The sequence below is a fragment of the Actinacidiphila bryophytorum genome, assembly GCF_016916835.1.
Taxonomy (GTDB): domain Bacteria; phylum Actinomycetota; class Actinomycetes; order Streptomycetales; family Streptomycetaceae; genus Actinacidiphila; species Actinacidiphila bryophytorum.
Genome location: NZ_JAFFIX010000028.1, coordinates 69,226 through 86,189, shown reverse-complemented (window position 1 = coordinate 86,189; position 16,964 = coordinate 69,226). Strand labels below are relative to the sequence as shown.

Below are 16,964 nucleotides of genomic sequence, written 5' to 3'. Positions count from 1 at the left end.
GCGCGCTCGGGGCGGTCCGGTCAGGGCAGGAGGTGCGGCGGGGCCGGCGGCGTGAGCAGGTGAGCAGGGGTCAGCGTGCCCGGTCGAAGTCGATGGCGCTGTAGGCGCGCAGCTTGGACAGCCGGTGCTCGGAGTCGATCTGCCGGATCGTGCCCGACTTGGACCGCATCACCAGGGACGACGTCGTCGCCGTCTCGCGCCGGTAGCGCACCCCGCGCAGCAGTTCGCCGTCGGTGACGCCGGTCGCCACGAAGAAGACGTTGTCGCCGCTGACCAGGTCCTTGGTCTCCAGGACCTTGTCCAGGTCGTGCCCGGCGTCCAGCGCCCGCTGCCGCTCCTCGTCGTCCTTGGGCCACAGCCGGCCCTGGATCGTGCCGCCCAGGCAGGTCACCGCGCAGGCCGCGATGATGCCTTCGGGCGTACCGCCGATGCCGAGCAGCAGGTCGACGCCGGTCCCTTCGCGTACGGCCATGATCGCGCCGGCCACGTCGCCGTCGGCGATGAACTTGATACGGGCGCCGGTCTCCCTGATCTCCCGCACGATGGCGTCGTGCCGCGGCCGGTCGAGCACGACGACCGTGACGTCCTCGGGGGCGCTGCCCTTGGCCTTGGCCACCCGGCGGATGTTGACCGAGGGCGGCGCGGTGATGTCGACGAACTCCGCCGCCTCCGGGCCGGCCACCAGCTTGTCCATGTAGAAGACCGCCGACGGGTCGAACATCGTGCCGCGGTCGGCGACCGCGAGCACCGAGACCGCGTTGGGCATTCCTTTGGCGGTGAGCGTGGTGCCGTCGACCGGGTCGACGGCGACGTCGCACTCGGGTCCTGTGCCGTCGCCGATCCGCTCGCCGTTGAAGAGCATCGGCGCTTCGTCCTTCTCGCCTTCGCCGATCACCACGACGCCGTTCATCGACACGGTGTGCACCAGGGTCCGCATCGCCTTGACGGCGGCGCCGTCCGCGCCGTTCTTGTCGCCGCGGCCGACCCACCGCCCGGCGGCCATGGCGGCGGCTTCTGTGACCCGGACGAGTTCCAGGGCCAGGTTGCGGTCAGGGGCTTCCGGGCTCACTTCGAGGGCGGGGGGCAGGTGTTGGTCGGTCATCGCAGCGCACCTTTCTGTACGAGGACGGCCGGATATGAGGGTGCTGCGACCTTATCGGTTTCCCGCGAATATGAGCAGGGTGCTTGTCACATGAGCGCATCGGGGCCGGGCGGCGGGCGGCCGGCGGGACCCGGCGGTCGGGGCACGCTGGGGCATGGGGGACGATAGGGGCGTGGCAGCAGACAAGCGTGGCAACAAGACGGTGAAGGACCTCGTCCTGTCCTTGATGGTGCTCAGCGTCGTCGTCGCCGTCATCTACATCTTCATCCCGCACGACTCCAAGGCCGACCCGGTCAAGCCGATCAGCTACTCGGTCGAGCTGGGCCAGGCCAGGCGGGACGCGCCCTACAAGGTCGCCGGTCCCGAGGGGCTGAGCGCCATGTGGCGCGCCACCTCGGTGCAGTACAACGCGGTCGACCCGCACAAGGTCACCTGGCACGTCGGCTTCGTCGACCCCGAGCAGCAGTACGTGGCGATCGAGCAGAGCAACGGCGACCCCGACCCCTTCATCGCCGAGGTCACCCTGAACGCGCACCGCGACGGCACCCGTACGGTCACCGCCGGCGGGCAGGTCTGGGAGCGCTGGACCGGCAAGCGGTACACCGCACTGGTGCGCAAGGAGCCGGGCGTGACCACGATCGTGCTCGGCACGGGTCCCGACAGCCAGCTCACGCAGATGGCCGCCGCGCTCAGGGAGCGCAGCGGCCAGTGAACCCGAACGGCCGGGCGGATGCCCGGCCGGCGGGGGATCCGGTCCCGGAGGACCGGACCGTGCGGGGTCAGACGGTGGTGACGACCTCGTCGTAGGACAGCCGCGGGTTGCGCGGGAACCACGCGTTCTCGCCGGGCTTGCCGATGTTGACCACGGCCAGCACCGAGTGCTCGCCGTCCGCGAAGAACTCCTTGTTGATGCCGTCGGCGTCGAAGCCGGTCATCGGGCCGGCCGCCAGGCCCGCCGCGCGCACGCCGATGATGAAGTAGCCGACCTGCAGGGCCGCGTTGAGCGCGGCCGACTTCTCGCGCACCGGGCGCTCGGCGAAGAAGACGTCCTTGGCCTGCGGGAAGACCGGGAACTGGGTGGGCAGCTCCTCGTGGAACTCGTTGTCCGCGGCGAGGATCGCGACCAGCGGGGCGGTCGAGGTCTTCGGCTGGTTGCCCTCGGCCATGTGCCGCACCAGGCGCTCGCGGCCCTCGGTGGAGCGGACCAGCACGACCCGCAGCGGCTGCTGGTTGAAGGCGGTGGGGGCGTACTTGACCAGGTCGTAGATCGCCTGGACCTGCTCATCGGTCACCGGGTCCGCGGTGAAGGTGTTCGCGGTGCGGGCCTCGCGGAAGAGGAGGTCCTGGGCGGCGGGGTCGAGCACGAGCGTCATGGAATACCTCTGGGGGGAGTCGGGTCGAGCGGTACGCGGTCTCCCGCGTTGCGGAACATCCAGCTCCAACATGAGTGAAGGCTCAACCATTCCGCATTCAACTGTGACCCCGGTCACAAGAACTGGCTGTGTGACCTGCGGTTTTCCGCCCGGGCGGCTCGTTGGCCGTCCCTTTTACGCGTCCGGTCCGCGCGTCCGGTCAGCGTCTCCGGTCAGCGTCTCCGGCCCGCGCTGTCGGCTTACGCGTCCGGTCCGGCCCCGTCCTCGCCGCCGTCCCCCTCGCCCGCCGCCTCGTCCTCCGCCGCAAGCGCCGCGTTCAGCCGCCTGCGGGCGCCCTCCAGCCAGTGCCGGCACACCTTGGCCAGCTCCTCGCCGCGCTCCCACAGGGCGAGCGACTCCTCCAGCGTGGCGCCGCCCGCCTCCAGCCGGCGCACGACGTCGATCAGCTCGTCGCGGGCCTGTTCGTAACCCAGTGCGGCGGTGGTGGTGTCCTGGTCTGCCATACGGCCAGCCTAGGGGCGACCGCCGACATCACCGGCCCGCGGCCGCATCGCCGTCGGACACCCGTACCGTGAAGTCGCCCGCCGCGACCCGCGCCCGCAGCTCCTCGCCCGCCGCGACCTCGGCCGGGTCGCGTACCGCCGCACCGTCCGCACGCTGGAGCACCGCATAGCCGCGGCGCAGCGTCGCCGCAGGGGACAGCGCCACCACCCGGGCCAGCGTGTGCGACAGGTCGGCGTCCGCCCTGTCCAGTGCGTGCCGCAGCGAACGGCGAGCGCGGTCGAGCCGGTCGGCCACCTCCGCCTCCCGCTCGTCGACCATCCGCTGCGGCGCCGCCATCGAGGGCCGGCTCAGCGCCGCTTCGAGGCCGCGCTCCTCACGGTCCAGCAGCCCGCGGATCACCCGCAGCGCCCGGTCGCTGACCAGCTGCACCTTGGCCAGTTCCTCGCGCACGTCGGGTACGACCCGCTTGGCGGCGTCGGTGGGCGTGGACGCGCGCAGGTCGGCGACCAGGTCGAGCAGCGGCGAGTCCGGCTCGTGCCCGATCGCCGAGACGACCGGTGTGCGGCAGTCCGCGACCGTACGCACCAGCTGCTCGTCGGAGAAGGGCAGCAGGTCCTCGACGCTGCCGCCGCCGCGCGCCACGATGATCACGTCGACCTGCGGGTGCGCGTCCAGCTCCCTGACCGCCTCGATGACCTGCGGCACCGCGTTCGCGCCCTGCACCGGGACATTGCGCACCTCGAACCGGACCGCGGGCCAGCGCAGCCGCGCGTTCTCCCGCACATCCCGCTCGGCCGCCGAGGCGCGCCCGGTGACCAGGCCGACGAGCTGCGGCAGGAAGGGCAGCGGGCGCTTGCGGTCCAGCGCGAAGAGGCCCTCGCCCGCCAGCTGCTTCTTCAGCCGCTCCAGCCGCACGAGCAGTTCGCCGACGCCCACCGGGCGGATCTCGACGGCCCGCAGCGACAGGCTGCCGCGCGGCCCGTACCACTCGGGTTTCGCGTGCAGCACCACCCGCGCGCCCTCGCCGATCACGTCCGCGACCTGGTCGAAGACGCCGCGGAAGCACGTGACGCCGATCGAGATGTCGTGCGAGGGGTCGCGCAGTGTCAGGAAGACCACGCCCGCGCCGGGCCGCCGGGACAGCTGGGTGATCTGCCCCTCGACCCACACCGCGCCGAGCCGGTCGATCCATCCGCCGATCAGCCGGGACACCTCGCCGACCGGGATCGGCGTGTCCGCCGAGGTGCTGAGAGCCATTCCCCGACCCTACCGGCGACGTGGGACACACCCCGGGGGCAAGAGTGCGGGCCGTTGACACTACAGTCGTGCAAGCTATGACGCCCGTACGAAATCAACCGGGGGAACGACCATGAACAGGCGCATCGTGACCATAGCCGTCGGCCTCGCCGCCACCAGCCTGCTGGCGGCCGGCTGCGGCGGCAAGGACGGCGGGGGCAGCGGGGGCGGCGGCGGCAAGGACAAGGCCTCGGCCTCCTCGGCCTCATCCTCCGGGCAGGCCGGCTCCTCCGGCAAGAGCGGCAAGTCCGCGGCACCCATCGTCAGCACCGCAGAGGCCGGCACCATCCTGGACACCTACGAGAAGGTCAACAACGCGGCCAACGTCACCCAGGACGGCGCCAAACTGGGCACCGTCGAGGGCGGCGCGCTCTACCAGCAGAGCCTGGCGCAGTACAAGCAGTTCCCGACCTACTCGGCCAAGGTCAAGGCCGACTACCGCAAGCCCTTCACCTACGTCGACCGGCATTTCCACATCCCGGCCGGCGGTTCGTGGTTCATGGTCGACGCGGCCGTCAGCGGCGGCAACTTCGACAAGGGCGAGCGCCAGCTGATCGTCTTCCAGCAGCAGACCGGCGGCCACTGGAAGATGGTTCTCGCCGACGACTTCACCGGCGCCGCGCCCGCCGTCGCCACGTCCGCGGACGGCGCGGCCACCGTCGTGGCCCCCGACGCCACCGTCGCCGGCACCAAGCTCTCCACCCTCGGCTCCGCCGCCAACGACCTTCGGGTCTCCGGCGGCAAGAAGGCCGGCGCGGTCCTCGCCGACTCCGCCGTCCGGCGGGACGCGGTCAAGGAGTACACCACGAGGAACGACCACTGGGGCCGCTACAAGACCTGCCTGCGCACCGACTTCGAGGACGCGGGCGCCAAGTGGGACAGCGCCTACACCACCTACCCGCAGACGTACGCGGTCAGGACCGCGGACGGCGGCGCGCTGGTCGCCTCGACCTCCTACTTCGTGAAGCTGGAGTTCTCCACCCGCCCCGAGCAGTGCACCGTCGTGCCCGGCGGCAACACCACCGTCTACCTGCACGGCGACCAGCCCGGCGTCCGCAGCCGCTTCGCCTCGCTCAACGCCGTCTCGGTGCCCGCCACCGGCAAGCCCGTGCAGCTCGGCGGCGACGTCCAGCTGATCGGCGCGAGCTCGTAACGCCGCCGCCGCCCGGCCCCCGCCCGCCCCCGGCGCACCCCCGACCGCCCCCGGTGCGCGGCGGGCGGCCACCGTACGATGGACCGCATGACGACCGAAACCAGCCGCCGTGTCCTGCTCGCCGCCCCCCGCGGGTACTGCGCAGGCGTGGACCGTGCGGTGATCACCGTCGAGAAGGCGCTGGAGCAGTACGGCGCCCCGGTCTACGTCCGCAAGCAGATCGTGCACAACAAGTACGTCGTGCAGACGCTGGAGAAGAAGGGCGCGATCTTCGTCGACGAGACCGCAGAGGTCCCGGAGAACGCGATCGTGATCTTCTCCGCGCACGGCGTCGCCCCGGTCGTCCACGAGGAGGCCGACCGGCGCAAGCTCGCGTCGATCGACGCGACGTGCCCGCTGGTCACCAAGGTCCACAAGGAAGCCGTCCGCTTCGCCAAGGACGACTACGACATCCTGCTCATCGGCCACGAGGGCCACGAGGAGGTCATCGGCACGATGGGCGAGGCGCCCGAGCGCACCCATCTGGTCGACGGCCCCAAGGACGTCGCCGACCTGGTCGTACGCGACGAGTCCAAGGTCGTGTGGCTGTCCCAGACCACGCTGTCGGTGGACGAGACGATGGAGACGGTCGACGCGCTCAAGGAGCGCTTCCCCCAGCTGCTCTCGCCGCCCAGCGACGACATCTGCTACGCCACGCAGAACCGGCAGGTCGCCGTCAAGCAGATCTCCGCGGAGTCCGACCTGGTCATCGTCGTCGGCTCGCGCAACTCCTCCAACGCGATCCGGCTGGTCGAGGTCGCCCTGCAGTCCGGCGCCGGCGCCTCGTACCTGGTCGACTTCGCCGACGAGTGCGAGGACGCCTGGCTGGAGGGCGTCGCCACGGTCGGCGTCACCTCGGGTGCCTCGGTCCCGGAGATCCTGGTCGACCAGGTGCTGGAGTGGCTGGCGGTACGGGGGTATGCGGACGTGCAGGTCGTCACCTCCGCCGAGGAGTCCATCCAGTTCTCCCTGCCCAAGGAACTGCGCCGGGATCTGCGTGCGGAGGCGGCGGCGGGGGAATCCGCATAGGGTGGAGTCTTTTCACGGAGCATTTCCGTGCCTCCCATGGGGGGAGCTACGAGAGGTGAGGTCCACAGCCCGCCTCTAGCCTGGAGGTCATGAACGTGTTCGGTGTGGACATCGGCGGTACGGGCATCAAGGGCGCCCCGGTCGATCTCGACAAGGGCGGCCTGTCCGACGAGCGGTACAAGGTACTGACCCCGCACCCCGCGACCCCGGACGCGGTGCTCGACGGCGTCCACGACGTCGTCTCGCACTTCGGCTGGTCGGGACCGCTCGGGGTGACCTTCCCCGGCGTCGTCGCCGACGGCGTGACCAGGACCGCGGCCAACGTGGACGCCGGCTGGATCGGCCTCGACGCCCGCAAGGCGATCAGCGACCGCCTCGGCCTTCCCGTGGTCGTGCTCAACGACGCGGACGCGGCGGGCGTCGCCGAGATGACCTTCGGCGCCGGGCGCGGCCACGGCGGCACGGTCATCGTGCTGACGCTGGGCACCGGCATCGGCAGCGCCGTCTTCGTCGACGGCCGCCTGCTGCCCAACACCGAGCTGGGCCACCTGGAACTGCACGGCCACGACGCGGAGAAGCGCGCCTCGGTCAAGGCCCGCGAGGACGAGGACCTGAGCTGGGAGCACTGGGCGCACCGGCTGCGCAAATACCTGGCGCACGTCGAGATGCTCTTCTCGCCCGACCTGTTCGTGCTCGGCGGCGGCATCAGCCGCAAGGCCGACAAGTTCCTGCCCTACCTGCACGGCCACGGGCTCAGCGCGCGGATCGTCCCCGCCGAGCTGCAGAACAACGCCGGGATCGTCGGCGCCGCGATGGCAGCCGCAAAGCTCTGACCGCGACGATCAGCGCGGCCAGCACGGTGCCGGTGTAGAGCCAGCCGGTCATCAGCGCCAGCCCCGTGAACAGCCCCAGCAGATGCCCGACCAGGCCGCCGCCCCCGCTGTCCGCGGTCAGCCCGATCCCCAGCGCGAAGGCGATCGGCGCGGACACCGGGGCCGCCACCAGGTCATAGGGGCGTACGTACACGGCGGCGGTCGCGCACACCGCGACGAAGACGACCCCGAAGAAGACGCCGGGGCCGTCGAAGAGCGCCGCGTCCGTCATGCCGGCCAGGACCGTCACCACGGTGACCAGCACGCCCGTGCCCAGGCCCGTCAGGCGGGGGCGGGGCCGCTGCACGGCGCGCAGCCGGCGGAGCAGGGCGGCCAGCGGGTGCGCGGGTCTGGCGGGGGCGGGGCGCTGGGGCCGGTAGACCGCGGCCGTGGGTTCGGCGCCGGGTGCCGTGGTGGGCGCGGCACCGGGGGCGCCCGGTCGCGCACTGTGTTGATCCACCTACCCAACGTAGGCGCACCACTCCCGGAATCCGCGCACCCGCAGCGGAATTTCGCCCGGCTGGGCGCCCGTGTTCGAAGCGGGGCGGGGGTCCCCGCCGCGGCCCCGTAGACTTGCCCACGGCATCCGGGCTGCGGACGCCTGCCCTGATCCGGGACTACGGGAAGCTACGGGAAGTCGCCACGTGTCGCTCACCATCGGAATCGTCGGTCTGCCGAATGTCGGCAAGTCGACGCTCTTCAACGCCCTGACCAAGAACGACGTGCTCGCGGCCAACTACCCGTTCGCCACGATCGAGCCCAACGTCGGCGTCGTCGGCGTCCCCGACCCCCGTCTCGACCAGCTCGCGTCGATCTTCGGCTCGGCCCGCACCCTGCCCGCCACCGTCGACTTCGTCGACATCGCCGGCATCGTCCGCGGCGCATCCGAGGGCGAGGGCCTGGGCAACAAGTTCCTCGCGAACATCCGCGAGTCCGACGCGATCTGCCAGGTCATCCGGGCCTTCAAGGACGAGAACGTCGTCCACGTCGACGGCAAGGTCTCGCCCAAGGACGACATCGAGACCATCAACACCGAGCTGATCCTGGCCGACCTCCAGTCCGTCGAGAAGGCCATCCCGCGCCTGACGAAGGAAGCCAGGCTGCAGAAGGAGAAGGCCGCGGTCCTGGCCGCCGCCGAGGCCGCCCAGGCCATCCTCGCCGCCGGCGACACCCTCTTCTCCCACGGCATCCACAAGGGCACCGAGCAGGGCACCCTCCTGCACGAGCTGCACCTGCTCACCACCAAGCCCTTCCTCTACGTCTTCAACGTCGACGAGGACGAGCTGACCGACGAGGCCTTCAAGGACGAGCAGCGCGCCCTGGTCGCCCCCGCCGAAGCGATCTTCCTCAACGCCAAGCTCGAATCCGACCTGGCGGAACTCGACGACGCCGAGGCCCTCGAACTCCTCCAGTCCGTCGGCCAGCAGGAACCCGGCCTCGCCACCCTGGCCCGCGTCGGCTTCGAGACCCTCGGCCTGCAGACCTACCTGACCGCCGGCCCCAAGGAATCCCGAGCCTGGACGATCAAGCGCGGCGCCACCGCCCCCGAAGCAGCCGGCGTCATCCACACCGACTTCCAGAAGGGCTTCATCAAGGCCGAGGTCATCTCCTTCACCGACCTGGTGGCAACCGGCTCCGTGGCCGAGGCCCGCTCCAAGGGCAAGGCCCGCATGGAGGGCAAGGACTACGTGATGCAGGACGGCGACGTGGTGGAATTCCGCTTCAACGTGTGACCGTGCGGATCCGCCTGGCGTCTTGGGCGCGGACCGTTGCGCAGGGAGGCTGCTTGCCCTGCTACCGCCGCGCGAGGGCGCATTGGGCGCCCTATGTGGCTAACGTGAATGTTACTGACATGTTTGTTAGTGGCATGTACGGTCGGCCCTTCCACCAGCGCGGCCGCGAGATGGTGCTCGGGCCGCTGCGCCGCTACCGGGTGACCGGTCCCTACCTGCGGTTCTGGTTGCATCTGCTCGGCCCGTACATGGGGGAGATCGAGCGCGGGCGGGGCGATCTGACGTTGGCGCGGATCCGGGAGGGCTGGACGAGTTGGCGCGGCCGGGCCGTCGAGCCGCTCATCCGCGAGGCGCTCGGCCGGATCCTGCCCGACGACAGGCTGCCCGCGGCTCCAGCGGTTGGGGGCTACTGGACCCGTACCAATGACGTCGAGATCGACATCGTCGGGGCGGACCGTGCCCCCATCGCCAAGGAACTGCTCTTCGTCGGCTCCATCGAGTAGCTGGAGCAGTCGCCCTTCGACCGGCACGACCTGGCGGCTCTTCACCGACACCGGGCCGCCCTCACCGACGAACCGGTTCCGGTCGTAGCCGTCTCACGCGGCGGAGTCGCCTGTCCGGGGCTCGATGCCGCCTACGGCCCGGAGGACTTGCTGACCGCCTGGCCGCTGTGAGCGGCGAATTGCAGGCGAGGCAAGACGGGCGGAGACATCCCCTCTCCGGCAGGAGACGCATCAGTCTCCCGAGGACACGCCTTTTTGCGAAGACAAGCCCCAGGTCGGCAACCTGGGGCCGCGGCCCGCTCCTGGCCCGAGTTCGACTTCCGGTCAGCCGACCGGACCGGGACACCTTCCGACCCCGCGGGTGATCGGTAGCTCACTTTTGGTTATCTTCATTGGGTGCATGATATTGTGCGTCCAATGAAGATGTCGCCCTCGCTCCTGCCGTTGCTGCGCTCGCAGCTGCAAGGGGATCTCCTCGCCCTGGTCGTGCTGCATCCCGAGCGGGAGTTCTCGCTGACCGAGCTGTCTGCTGAGGTGGGGGCCTCGCACACCGCAGTGCTGCGGGAGGTGGACCGGCTGGTCGAGGCCGGGATCTTCCGCGACCGGCGGGTCGGGCGGAGCCGGCTGGTGGCCAGCAGGACGGACACGGCTCTTGCCGGGCCGCTCGCTGAGGTGATCGCGGTGACGTACGGGCCGCTTCCCGTGCTGTCCGACGCGTTGTCGGGGCTGGCGGGGGTGCGCGAGGCGTACATCTACGGGTCCTGGGCGGCGCGGTACGAAGGCGAACCGGGGGTGCCGCCGGCCGACCTGGACGTCCTCGTCGTGGGCGACCCCGACCCGGACGCCCTCTTCGACATCGCCGAGGCCGCCTCCCGCCGCCTGCGCCGCGAGGTCAGCGTCCACCGGGTCTCGGCCGAGGCGTGGGCCGGGCCGACGGGCGACCCGTTCCTGACCAGCGTCCGCGAACGCCCGCTGGTCCGGCTGAACACGCACGAGGAGAGACACTGAGCCGCTGGAACCAGGGACGGTCGACCGTCGACGCACTCATCGCCAACCGTTCACTCGAACGCGTACCCGCCTCCCGGTCGGCCGCCGAGGCGGAGTTGGTCCGCGCCCGTACGCACGTCGATTCGGCGCACCGGCTGTTGGAGTCGGACCCGGAAGGCGCGTACACCCTCGCGTATGACGCCGCACGCCGGGCGCTGGCCGCGGTACTGCAGAACCAGGGTCTGCGGGCCACCAGCCGCGGTGGCCACACCGCTGTCTACGAAGCCGTCCGGGCACAGCCCGACCCGCCTCTTGGCAGCGTCCTGCGCCCCTTCAATCGGATGCGCGTCCGGCGCAACGAGGTCGAGTACCGCTCCTCCGAAGCCCCTGCGGTCACCTCCGCGGAGGTCGCCGCGGACGTGGCGAAGGTGGAAGCGCTGATCGAGCTTGCAGAGAAGGCGATCCCGAACATGCCGCGCTACTGAGGGCCGGGGCGCCCGGGGGGGGTGTCCGGGGGTGGTGGGAGGATGCGCGGACCGGGTGAGGGAGGGGCGGGGTGGAGCGGGAGGCGGTGCTCAAAGGGGCGCGGCTGGTTGGGGCTGCGCGGGCGTTGGGCGGGGACCACGCGCGGGCGGTCGAGGCGGTACGGGCGGCCCTCGCGCCGATTCATGACGCCGCCGTGCGACGGGAGCTGGACGCCATACCGGTGGCGCGGCTGCAGGACGTCACCGAGGGGCGGCTGCGGCTGGGGAGCGTCGAGAAGAGCGGGCTGCGCACCGTCGGGAGTGTGCTCGACGCCGGTGCCTACCGGCTGCGGCAGATTCCCGGGGTCGGGCAGCGTACGGCCGACCAGATGCTGGCTGCCGCGCGCCGGCTCTCCGACGCGGTGCACGAGACGGTGGCCGTGCACATCGACGTGGACCGGCAGGACGCGCGGACCACCGTGCTCGTGGTGGCCCTGCACGTGCTGGTGGAGGCAGGACCGGAGGCCCGGCGTGCGGTCGACAGGGCCGCGGCCCTGTCGGAACGGCTGGAGCCGCTGCTGGTCCTGGCCAGGCCGGCCGCCGGACGGCTCAGGATGCTGCTGGCCGGCCGCGAGAAGAAGGCCCGCGCGCGGGCGGCGGCCGCCGAGGTCGGGTCGCTGGTGGACGAGGCGGAACGGGCGGGCCTGCCCGAACTGTTCGCGCAGGCGTCGGTGGACCTGCTCAGGGGGCCGTGGTCCGGCGTCGAGGCCTGGGTGGGCTTCGAGCTGCGCTCGGCCGAGTACTACGGCGTGCTGGCCGAGATCTCCGGGCAGGTGCCCGACGCGGCCCGCGCCGAGGGCTTCCTGCCGGACGACATCGCGGAACGCGTGCGGACCCAACACCTGGACGACACGCACCGGCGGGTCTCGCTGCGCGGATACCAGGCGTTCGGGGCCAGGTTCGTGCTGGCGCAGCGGCGGGTGGTGCTCGGGGACGAGATGGGGCTCGGCAAGACCATCCAGGCGATCGCCGTCCTGGCGCACCTGGCCGCCGAGGGGCAGAGCCACTTCGTGGTCGTCTGCCCGGCGAGCGTCCTGGTGAACTGGACGCGGGAGATCGAGGCCCGCAGCGCGCTGCGGACCGTGGTGCTGCACGGACCCGACCGGCAGGACGCCTTCGCGGAGTGGAAGGGCCGGGGCGGGGTCGGGGTGACCACCTTCGAGGCGCTGCGCGGATTCCCCGCTCCCGGCGGCGGCGAGGTGGGGCTGCTCGTGGTCGACGAGGCGCACTTCGTGAAGAACCCGGAGGCCAAGCGGTCCCGGGCGGTCGCGCTGTGGGCGGCTCGCTGCGAGCGCACCGTCCTCATGACCGGCACGCCGATGGAGAACCGGGTCGCGGAGTTCCGCAACCTCGTCGGGATGCTCGACGCCGACGTGGCCGACGCGCTGGGCGAGGGGGACGCGGCGGCCGGGTCGGTCGCCTTCCGCAGGGCCGTCGCCCCGGTCTACCTGCGGCGCAACCAGGAGGACGTGCTGACGGAACTCCCGAGCCTCCAGCAGACCGACGAGTGGGAGGAGTTGAGCGCGTCGGACGAGGAGGCCTACCGAGCGGCGGTGCTCGCGGGCAACTTCATGGCGATGCGCAGGGCCGCGTACATGCGCCCCGAGAAGTCGGCGAAGCTGGAACGGCTGCGGGAGATCGTCCAGGAGGCCGGGGAGAACGGGCAGAAGACGGTGGTCTTCTCCAACTTCAAGGACGTCCTGGGCATCGTGGCGCGGGAACTCGCCCCGCAAGGCGCCGCCGGCGCCCCGGTGTTCGGCCCGCTCACCGGGAGCGTCCCGGCCGGCCGGCGGCAGCAGATCGTCGACGCCTTCGCCCAAGTGCCCGGTCCCGCCGTGCTGTTGGCGCAGATCCAGGCCGCGGGCGTCGGCCTCAACATGCAGGCCGCCTCGGTCGTCGTCATCTGCGAACCTCAGCTCAAGCCGACCGTCGAGCACCAGGCGGTGGCCCGGGCGCACCGCATGGGCCAGGTCAGGCCGGTCCGGGTGCACCGCCTGCTGGCCACCGGCGGAGTGGACGAACGCCTGGTGAAGCTGCTGGCGGCCAAGACCCGCCTCTTCGACGCCTACGCCCGCCGCAGCGCCGTGGCCGAGGCCACCCCCGACGCCGTCGACATCTCCGACAGCGAACTGGCCCGCCGGATCGTCGAGGAGGAGCAGGCCCGCCTGAGAGCGCCGGACGCAGGCTAGCGCGCGGTGTCCGGGGCGGGGTCCGCCTCCGGGAGCGGGGTGAAGATCGGCTCGTACGGGAGGTGGTCGTCGTCGGGGACGAAGGGGAGATAGTCGGGGGTCGTGCGGGCGGCCGTGGTCAGGAGGCGGGTGGCCGCCTGCTCCGGGGGGAGCGGGGGGAGGGCGAGGGCGGCGAGGAGGGCGTCGCGTTCGGCGTCGAAGTCGGGCTCTTCGGCGCGGAGGTCGGCGAGGAGTTCGCCGACCGGGAAGCCCTGGGCCAGGTCGCGCCAGAAGGGCAGGACCGCGATCAGGGTGAGGGCCTCGGCCAGGTCGGCGCCGATCAGGGTGGCCTGGCCCTCGGAGTCGGCGTAGAGGACGGGGCGCGGTTCGGAGCCGGGTTCGCCGCACAGGAAGTACGTGCCGCCCGCGCCGCAGCCGGCTATCGGCTGGAGCGGGGCTCCGGTGGGGAGGACGACGTCCTCGACGGGGTCGCGGCGTTCGATGTCGAAGTCGCCAGGCCAGGCGAGGGCCGCGGCGATCGCGGGGTCGGCTTCGATACGGCGGAGCAGGTCGTCTGCGGCGGTCATGAGGGGAAGGTAACAGCCGCCTCCGACAGTGCAGTCGGCCGCGGACGCCGCGGGTGCGCGGCCATGCGGGAGCCGAGCCGGGCGACACGGCTGAGCACCCCGGCGGCCGCGGACAGCGTCGTGGCCGGCGGCAGGACGAAGCGGACCTCGACGCCGCGCAGCCCGCTGCCGCCGGTCACCCTGCCGACGTCCCGCGTCGGGAGGTGCTCGGTCGCCTCCCTGGCGGACGGTGTAGCCGGAGCGGGGGACGCGCGTGTCCTCGATGCCGGCCGCGGTTGCGTTCAGCGCGGGTCGGCCACCTGCCGCCCGAGGTCGACCTCGGCGCCGTCCGCGCGCTGGAGCCCGCGTTCCAGGAGCCGGGTCATACGGTCGGCCGTCTCCGGGCGGCCCGAGGTGCGGAAGTAGGCGGCGAGGCTGGCCGCGGGCTCCTCGTCCGGGATCGGCAGGCTCGCGACGACCAGGGCCTTCGCCTCGGTGACCGCGACCCGGTCGAACCCGGCGACGCGGCGGGCGAAGGCGTCCACGAAGCCGTCCAGCTCACCGGCGGGCAGTACCCGGTTCACGTAGCCGTACGCGGCGGCCAGATCGGCGGGGAAGTCGTCGGCCCCGAGCAGGATCTCCATGGCGCGGGCCTTGCCGACAAGCCGGGTCAGCCGGCCCATCGGGTTGCCGCCCGGCACGGAACCCATCCCCACCTCGAACTGGCCCAGTACGGCCTGCGGCCCGGCGAAGCGGATGTCGGTGGCCAGTACGAACTCGCTGCCGGCGCCCCGGGCGCGCCCGTTGACGCAGGTGACGGTCACCGGGGGGACCCTGCCGAGCCGGACCAGGTTGTCCCCGTACGGGTGCAGGCCGGTCGGGCCGGGCTGCATGGCGGCGACCCGGGCGCGGTCGGACAGCACATCCCAGTGCGCCATGAAGAAGTCCGGGTGGGAGCTGCGGAAGACCACGACGTTGAGTTCCGGTGCCTGCTCGATACGGGTCACCAGGTCGGCGAGCTGCTCGACCGTGTCGACGTCGATGAGATTGATGTCCCCGTTGGTGAAGGTCACCTTCCAGTAGGAGGGGGACACCTCCTCGACGTGGAACTGGGATTGCGTCATGGGCAGACGATAAAAGGGGTGCGGTCCGGCCCGCGCGAGGCGCGCTGCGGCTGCCGCCCGTTCGGGAAAGTGCCTGGTCCCAGGCCCTGTGCCTGCCGGATGCGGCACCGCCGGTCGGATGAAACACTGAGGGAACACGACACGGGCGGTGGCGCATGATGGCAAGCGGTGCGGAAGGCGCGGGCGGGCGGCTGGCCGGGCAGACGGTCGTCGTCGTGGGCGGCAGTGCGGGTATCGGGCTTGAGACCGCCCGCCAGGTGCGGGCGGAGGGGGGCGACCTGGTGCTGGCCGCACGCAATCCCGAGCGCCTGGAGCGGGCGGCGGCCGAGCTGAAGCCGCTGAGCACGGCCGCCTTCGACGCGAACGACACCGCCCGCCTCGAAGGCTTTTTCCAGGACCTGCCGGGCCGGGTCGACCACGTGCTGGTCACGGCCGGCGCCCCTGCGTACACGCCGCTCGACGAGCTGGACCTGGCGGCGGCGGGGCGGGACTTCGGCGGGCGGATCGCGATGACGCTGGCGGTGGCGCGGGCGGGGCGGGAGAAGGTCAGGCCAGGGGGGACGCTGCTGTTCATCGGCGGGACCGGCGGCCGGCGTCCGGCCCGGGGCATGGCCGTGATGGGTGCGGTCACCGCGGCCCTGCCCGCGCTGACGGCCAACCTGGCCCTGGAGATCGCCCCGGTCCGGGTCAACCTGATCGCGGCCGGGTTCGTGGACACCCCGCTGTCGGCGTCGCTGCTGGGCGATCAACTGGAGGCCCGCCGCGAGGAGTTGCGCAGGACGCTGCCCATCGGGCGGGTGGTCGGCCCGGAGGACGTCGCCGCCCTCGCGGTGCACCTGATGCTCAACGAAGCCCTGACCGGGGCCACTTACGACATCGACGGCGGCCAGCAGTTCGTCAGCGCATGAGCGCAGGGAAAGCGAGGCACACACCATGGACATGAAACTCGAAGTCGTCGTGGTGCCGGTCTCCGACGTCGACCGGGCCAAGGGCTTCTACACGGGCCTGGGCTGGCGCCTCGACGCGGACGTCGCCCCCGACGACACCTTCCGGGTCGTGCAGGTGACGCCGCCCGGCTCACCCGCGTCCGTCATCTTCGGCACCGCGGTCACCGAGCAGGCGCCGGGCACGGCCCGCGGGTTGCAGCTGATCGTGGACGACATCACCGCCGCCCGCGAGGAGTTGGCCAAGGGCGGTGCCGAGCCGAGCGAGGTCTTCCACGACGCGGGCGGCGTCTTCCACCACGCCGGGACCGACGCCCGGGTGCCGGGCCGCGACCCGGACGGCACCAGCTACGGGTCCTTCGTGTCCTTCGCCGACCCGGACGGCAACGGCTGGCTGCTGCAGGAGATCACCGACCGGCTGCCGGGCCGGCTGGACCCGTCCACCACCGCGTACTCCTCGGCGGACGACCTGGCCTCGGCGATGCGCAGGGCGGCGGCCGCCCACGGCGAGCACGAGGCGCGTATCGGGGCGGAGGACCCGGACTGGCCCTCCTGGTACGCCGCTTACATGGTCAGCGAGCAGGCGGGCACACCGCGCCCGATCTGACCGCACCCGCGACGAAGCCCCCGCCGGCCCGACGGCACCCGTGCGTCACGTGCCCCTGTCACCATGCGGTGGATTTGGCTCTGATCGTATGGAAGCTGGCTCGTAACCGACCTTTGTCGGTCTTGTCTCCCGCTTGACCCACCCCGATGATGGTCAGGCGGTGCGCAGGCGCCGCTGATTCGTCCCCGGCGCGGGGGCGCGTGACGACGCGAACGGGTCAAGGAGACTGACATGAGTGATGCCGGGGAGACCACCGGCTCAGGCGCGTACGGGACTTCCCCGTCGGCGGGGGACCTTTCCGTGGCCACCGTGATCCCGGACCGCGGAGGTTCCACGCTCGGCGGCGCGGCCGACGCCGCGGTGCTGCGCAGGCTGCTGCCCTCCGGGCGCTCCGAGGGTCCGGGCTTCAATTCGAGCATCTGACGGTGACGGGACCAGGG

Annotated in this window: 19 protein-coding genes and 1 pseudogene; 12 read left to right on the top strand and 8 right to left on the bottom strand. The window is 72.0% G+C overall.

The features are described 5' to 3' along the window. Positions 1-70 precede the first annotated feature (70 nt). A complete protein-coding gene (gene glpX / locus JT723_RS30135; protein WP_205048012.1) occupies positions 71-1,102 on the bottom strand; it encodes a class II fructose-bisphosphatase in 1,032 nt (343 codons plus the stop codon). Positions 1,103-1,274: 172 nt separating this feature from the next. On the opposite strand from glpX, the gene JT723_RS30130 reads away from it, so the two are divergent. Continuing rightward, positions 1,275-1,814 carry a DUF4245 domain-containing protein gene (locus tag JT723_RS30130; protein ID WP_307794082.1) on the top strand — a complete coding sequence of 180 codons (540 nt, stop codon included), beginning with the start codon at positions 1,275-1,277 and terminating at the stop codon, positions 1,812-1,814. A 67-nt stretch (positions 1,815-1,881) separates the two neighbouring features. Here the strand turns inward: JT723_RS30130 and JT723_RS30125 are convergent, their stop codons facing one another. The 3 genes from JT723_RS30125 to xseA all read right to left on the bottom strand — a co-directional run bounded on the left by JT723_RS30125 (position 1,882) and on the right by xseA (position 4,236). Beyond that, complete coding sequence (locus JT723_RS30125) at positions 1,882-2,475, bottom strand: malonic semialdehyde reductase (protein WP_205048010.1); 594 nt, start codon at positions 2,473-2,475, stop codon at positions 1,882-1,884. A gap of 239 nt (positions 2,476-2,714) precedes the next feature. After that, complete coding sequence (locus JT723_RS30120; protein ID WP_205048009.1) at positions 2,715-2,978, bottom strand: exodeoxyribonuclease VII small subunit; 264 nt, start codon at positions 2,976-2,978, stop codon at positions 2,715-2,717. A 28-nt stretch (positions 2,979-3,006) separates the two neighbouring features. Beyond that, a complete protein-coding gene (gene xseA / locus JT723_RS30115; RefSeq protein WP_205048008.1) occupies positions 3,007-4,236 on the bottom strand; it encodes an exodeoxyribonuclease VII large subunit in 1,230 nt (409 codons plus the stop codon). A 112-nt stretch (positions 4,237-4,348) separates the two neighbouring features. Between xseA and JT723_RS30110 the strand changes: the two genes are divergently transcribed. From JT723_RS30110 to ppgK, 3 genes are all read left to right on the top strand, one after another. Further along, a complete protein-coding gene (locus JT723_RS30110) occupies positions 4,349-5,428 on the top strand; it encodes a DUF8094 domain-containing protein (protein ID WP_205048007.1) in 1,080 nt (359 codons plus the stop codon). A 78-nt stretch (positions 5,429-5,506) separates the two neighbouring features. Further along, a complete protein-coding gene (locus JT723_RS30105) occupies positions 5,507-6,496 on the top strand; it encodes a 4-hydroxy-3-methylbut-2-enyl diphosphate reductase (RefSeq protein WP_205048006.1) in 990 nt (329 codons plus the stop codon). A gap of 89 nt (positions 6,497-6,585) precedes the next feature. Further along, on the top strand, positions 6,586-7,329 hold the full coding sequence (gene ppgK / locus JT723_RS30100; protein WP_205048005.1) for a polyphosphate--glucose phosphotransferase: 744 nt from the start codon (positions 6,586-6,588) through the stop codon (positions 7,327-7,329). On the opposite strand, the gene JT723_RS30095 is transcribed toward ppgK, so the two are convergent. Then, entirely contained in the window at positions 7,250-7,828 is a 579-nt protein-coding gene (locus JT723_RS30095) for a DUF6542 domain-containing protein (protein WP_205048004.1), read from the bottom strand. The genes ppgK and JT723_RS30095 overlap by 80 nt on opposite strands. A gap of 184 nt (positions 7,829-8,012) precedes the next feature. On the opposite strand from JT723_RS30095, the gene ychF reads away from it, so the two are divergent. From ychF to JT723_RS30070, 5 genes and pseudogenes are all read left to right on the top strand, one after another. Then, on the top strand, positions 8,013-9,101 hold the full coding sequence (gene ychF / locus JT723_RS30090) for a redox-regulated ATPase YchF (protein WP_205048003.1): 1,089 nt from the start codon (positions 8,013-8,015) through the stop codon (positions 9,099-9,101). 188 nt (positions 9,102-9,289) lie between these two features. Further along, a pseudogene (locus JT723_RS30085) lies at positions 9,290-9,775 on the top strand (DUF234 domain-containing protein); the annotation flags it as partial. A gap of 246 nt (positions 9,776-10,021) precedes the next feature. Continuing rightward, the gene (locus JT723_RS30080) at positions 10,022-10,612 is read left to right on the top strand and encodes an ArsR family transcriptional regulator (protein WP_240166398.1); all 591 of its coding nucleotides are present in this window, start codon (positions 10,022-10,024) and stop codon (positions 10,610-10,612) included. A 137-nt stretch (positions 10,613-10,749) separates the two neighbouring features. Next, positions 10,750-11,076, top strand: coding sequence for a hypothetical protein (locus JT723_RS30075; RefSeq protein ID WP_240166397.1), 327 nt, complete (start codon positions 10,750-10,752; stop codon positions 11,074-11,076). 104 nt (positions 11,077-11,180) lie between these two features. Beyond that, complete coding sequence (locus tag JT723_RS30070) at positions 11,181-13,304, top strand: DEAD/DEAH box helicase (RefSeq protein WP_240166410.1); 2,124 nt, start codon at positions 11,181-11,183, stop codon at positions 13,302-13,304. On the opposite strand, the gene JT723_RS30065 is transcribed toward JT723_RS30070, so the two are convergent. The 3 genes from JT723_RS30065 to JT723_RS30055 form a co-directional block, all read right to left on the bottom strand. After that, positions 13,301-13,870, bottom strand: a complete 570-nt coding sequence (locus JT723_RS30065) for a hypothetical protein (RefSeq protein ID WP_205048001.1) — start codon at positions 13,868-13,870, stop codon at positions 13,301-13,303. The two genes, JT723_RS30070 and JT723_RS30065, sit on opposite strands and share 4 nt — an antisense overlap. Continuing rightward, positions 13,867-14,049, bottom strand: a complete 183-nt coding sequence (locus JT723_RS30060; RefSeq protein WP_205048000.1) for a hypothetical protein — start codon at positions 14,047-14,049, stop codon at positions 13,867-13,869. The genes JT723_RS30065 and JT723_RS30060 overlap by 4 nt, the downstream gene beginning before the upstream one ends. A 102-nt stretch (positions 14,050-14,151) precedes the next feature. Next, on the bottom strand, positions 14,152-14,973 hold the full coding sequence (locus JT723_RS30055; RefSeq protein WP_205047999.1) for an enoyl-CoA hydratase/isomerase family protein: 822 nt from the start codon (positions 14,971-14,973) through the stop codon (positions 14,152-14,154). Between the two features lie 155 nt (positions 14,974-15,128). Between JT723_RS30055 and JT723_RS30050 the strand changes: the two genes are divergently transcribed. The 3 genes from JT723_RS30050 to JT723_RS30040 all read left to right on the top strand — a co-directional run bounded on the left by JT723_RS30050 (position 15,129) and on the right by JT723_RS30040 (position 16,947). After that, on the top strand, positions 15,129-15,881 hold the full coding sequence (locus tag JT723_RS30050; protein WP_240166396.1) for an SDR family oxidoreductase: 753 nt from the start codon (positions 15,129-15,131) through the stop codon (positions 15,879-15,881). A 31-nt stretch (positions 15,882-15,912) separates the two neighbouring features. Continuing rightward, positions 15,913-16,524, top strand: a complete 612-nt coding sequence (locus JT723_RS30045; protein WP_307794034.1) for a VOC family protein — start codon at positions 15,913-15,915, stop codon at positions 16,522-16,524. A 231-nt stretch (positions 16,525-16,755) separates the two neighbouring features. Then, entirely contained in the window at positions 16,756-16,947 is a 192-nt protein-coding gene (locus tag JT723_RS30040) for a hypothetical protein (RefSeq protein WP_205047997.1), read from the top strand. Positions 16,948-16,964 lie beyond the last annotated feature (17 nt).

Bases quoted from the DNA above. Each gene is read 5' to 3' on its own strand.
- JT723_RS30080 (WP_240166398.1), top strand. From the start codon at position 10,022: ATGAAGATGTCGCCCTCGCTCCTGCCGTTGCTGCGCTCGCAGCTGCAA.
- JT723_RS30105 (WP_205048006.1), top strand. From the start codon at position 5,507: ATGGACCGCATGACGACCGAAACCAGCCGCCGTGTCCTGCTCGCCGCC.
- JT723_RS30120 (WP_205048009.1), bottom strand. From the start codon at position 2,978: ATGGCAGACCAGGACACCACCACCGCCGCACTGGGTTACGAACAGGCC.
- ppgK (WP_205048005.1), top strand. From the start codon at position 6,586: ATGAACGTGTTCGGTGTGGACATCGGCGGTACGGGCATCAAGGGCGCC.
- JT723_RS30045 (WP_307794034.1), top strand. From the start codon at position 15,913: ATGAAACTCGAAGTCGTCGTGGTGCCGGTCTCCGACGTCGACCGGGCC.
- JT723_RS30065 (WP_205048001.1), bottom strand. From the start codon at position 13,870: ATGACCGCCGCAGACGACCTGCTCCGCCGTATCGAAGCCGACCCCGCG.
- glpX (WP_205048012.1), bottom strand. From the start codon at position 1,102: ATGACCGACCAACACCTGCCCCCCGCCCTCGAAGTGAGCCCGGAAGCC.
- JT723_RS30040 (WP_205047997.1), top strand. From the start codon at position 16,756: ATGAGTGATGCCGGGGAGACCACCGGCTCAGGCGCGTACGGGACTTCC.
- xseA (WP_205048008.1), bottom strand. From the start codon at position 4,236: ATGGCTCTCAGCACCTCGGCGGACACGCCGATCCCGGTCGGCGAGGTG.
- JT723_RS30055 (WP_205047999.1), bottom strand. From the start codon at position 14,973: ATGACGCAATCCCAGTTCCACGTCGAGGAGGTGTCCCCCTCCTACTGG.
- JT723_RS30125 (WP_205048010.1), bottom strand. From the start codon at position 2,475: ATGACGCTCGTGCTCGACCCCGCCGCCCAGGACCTCCTCTTCCGCGAG.
- JT723_RS30050 (WP_240166396.1), top strand. From the start codon at position 15,129: ATGATGGCAAGCGGTGCGGAAGGCGCGGGCGGGCGGCTGGCCGGGCAG.
- JT723_RS30110 (WP_205048007.1), top strand. From the start codon at position 4,349: ATGAACAGGCGCATCGTGACCATAGCCGTCGGCCTCGCCGCCACCAGC.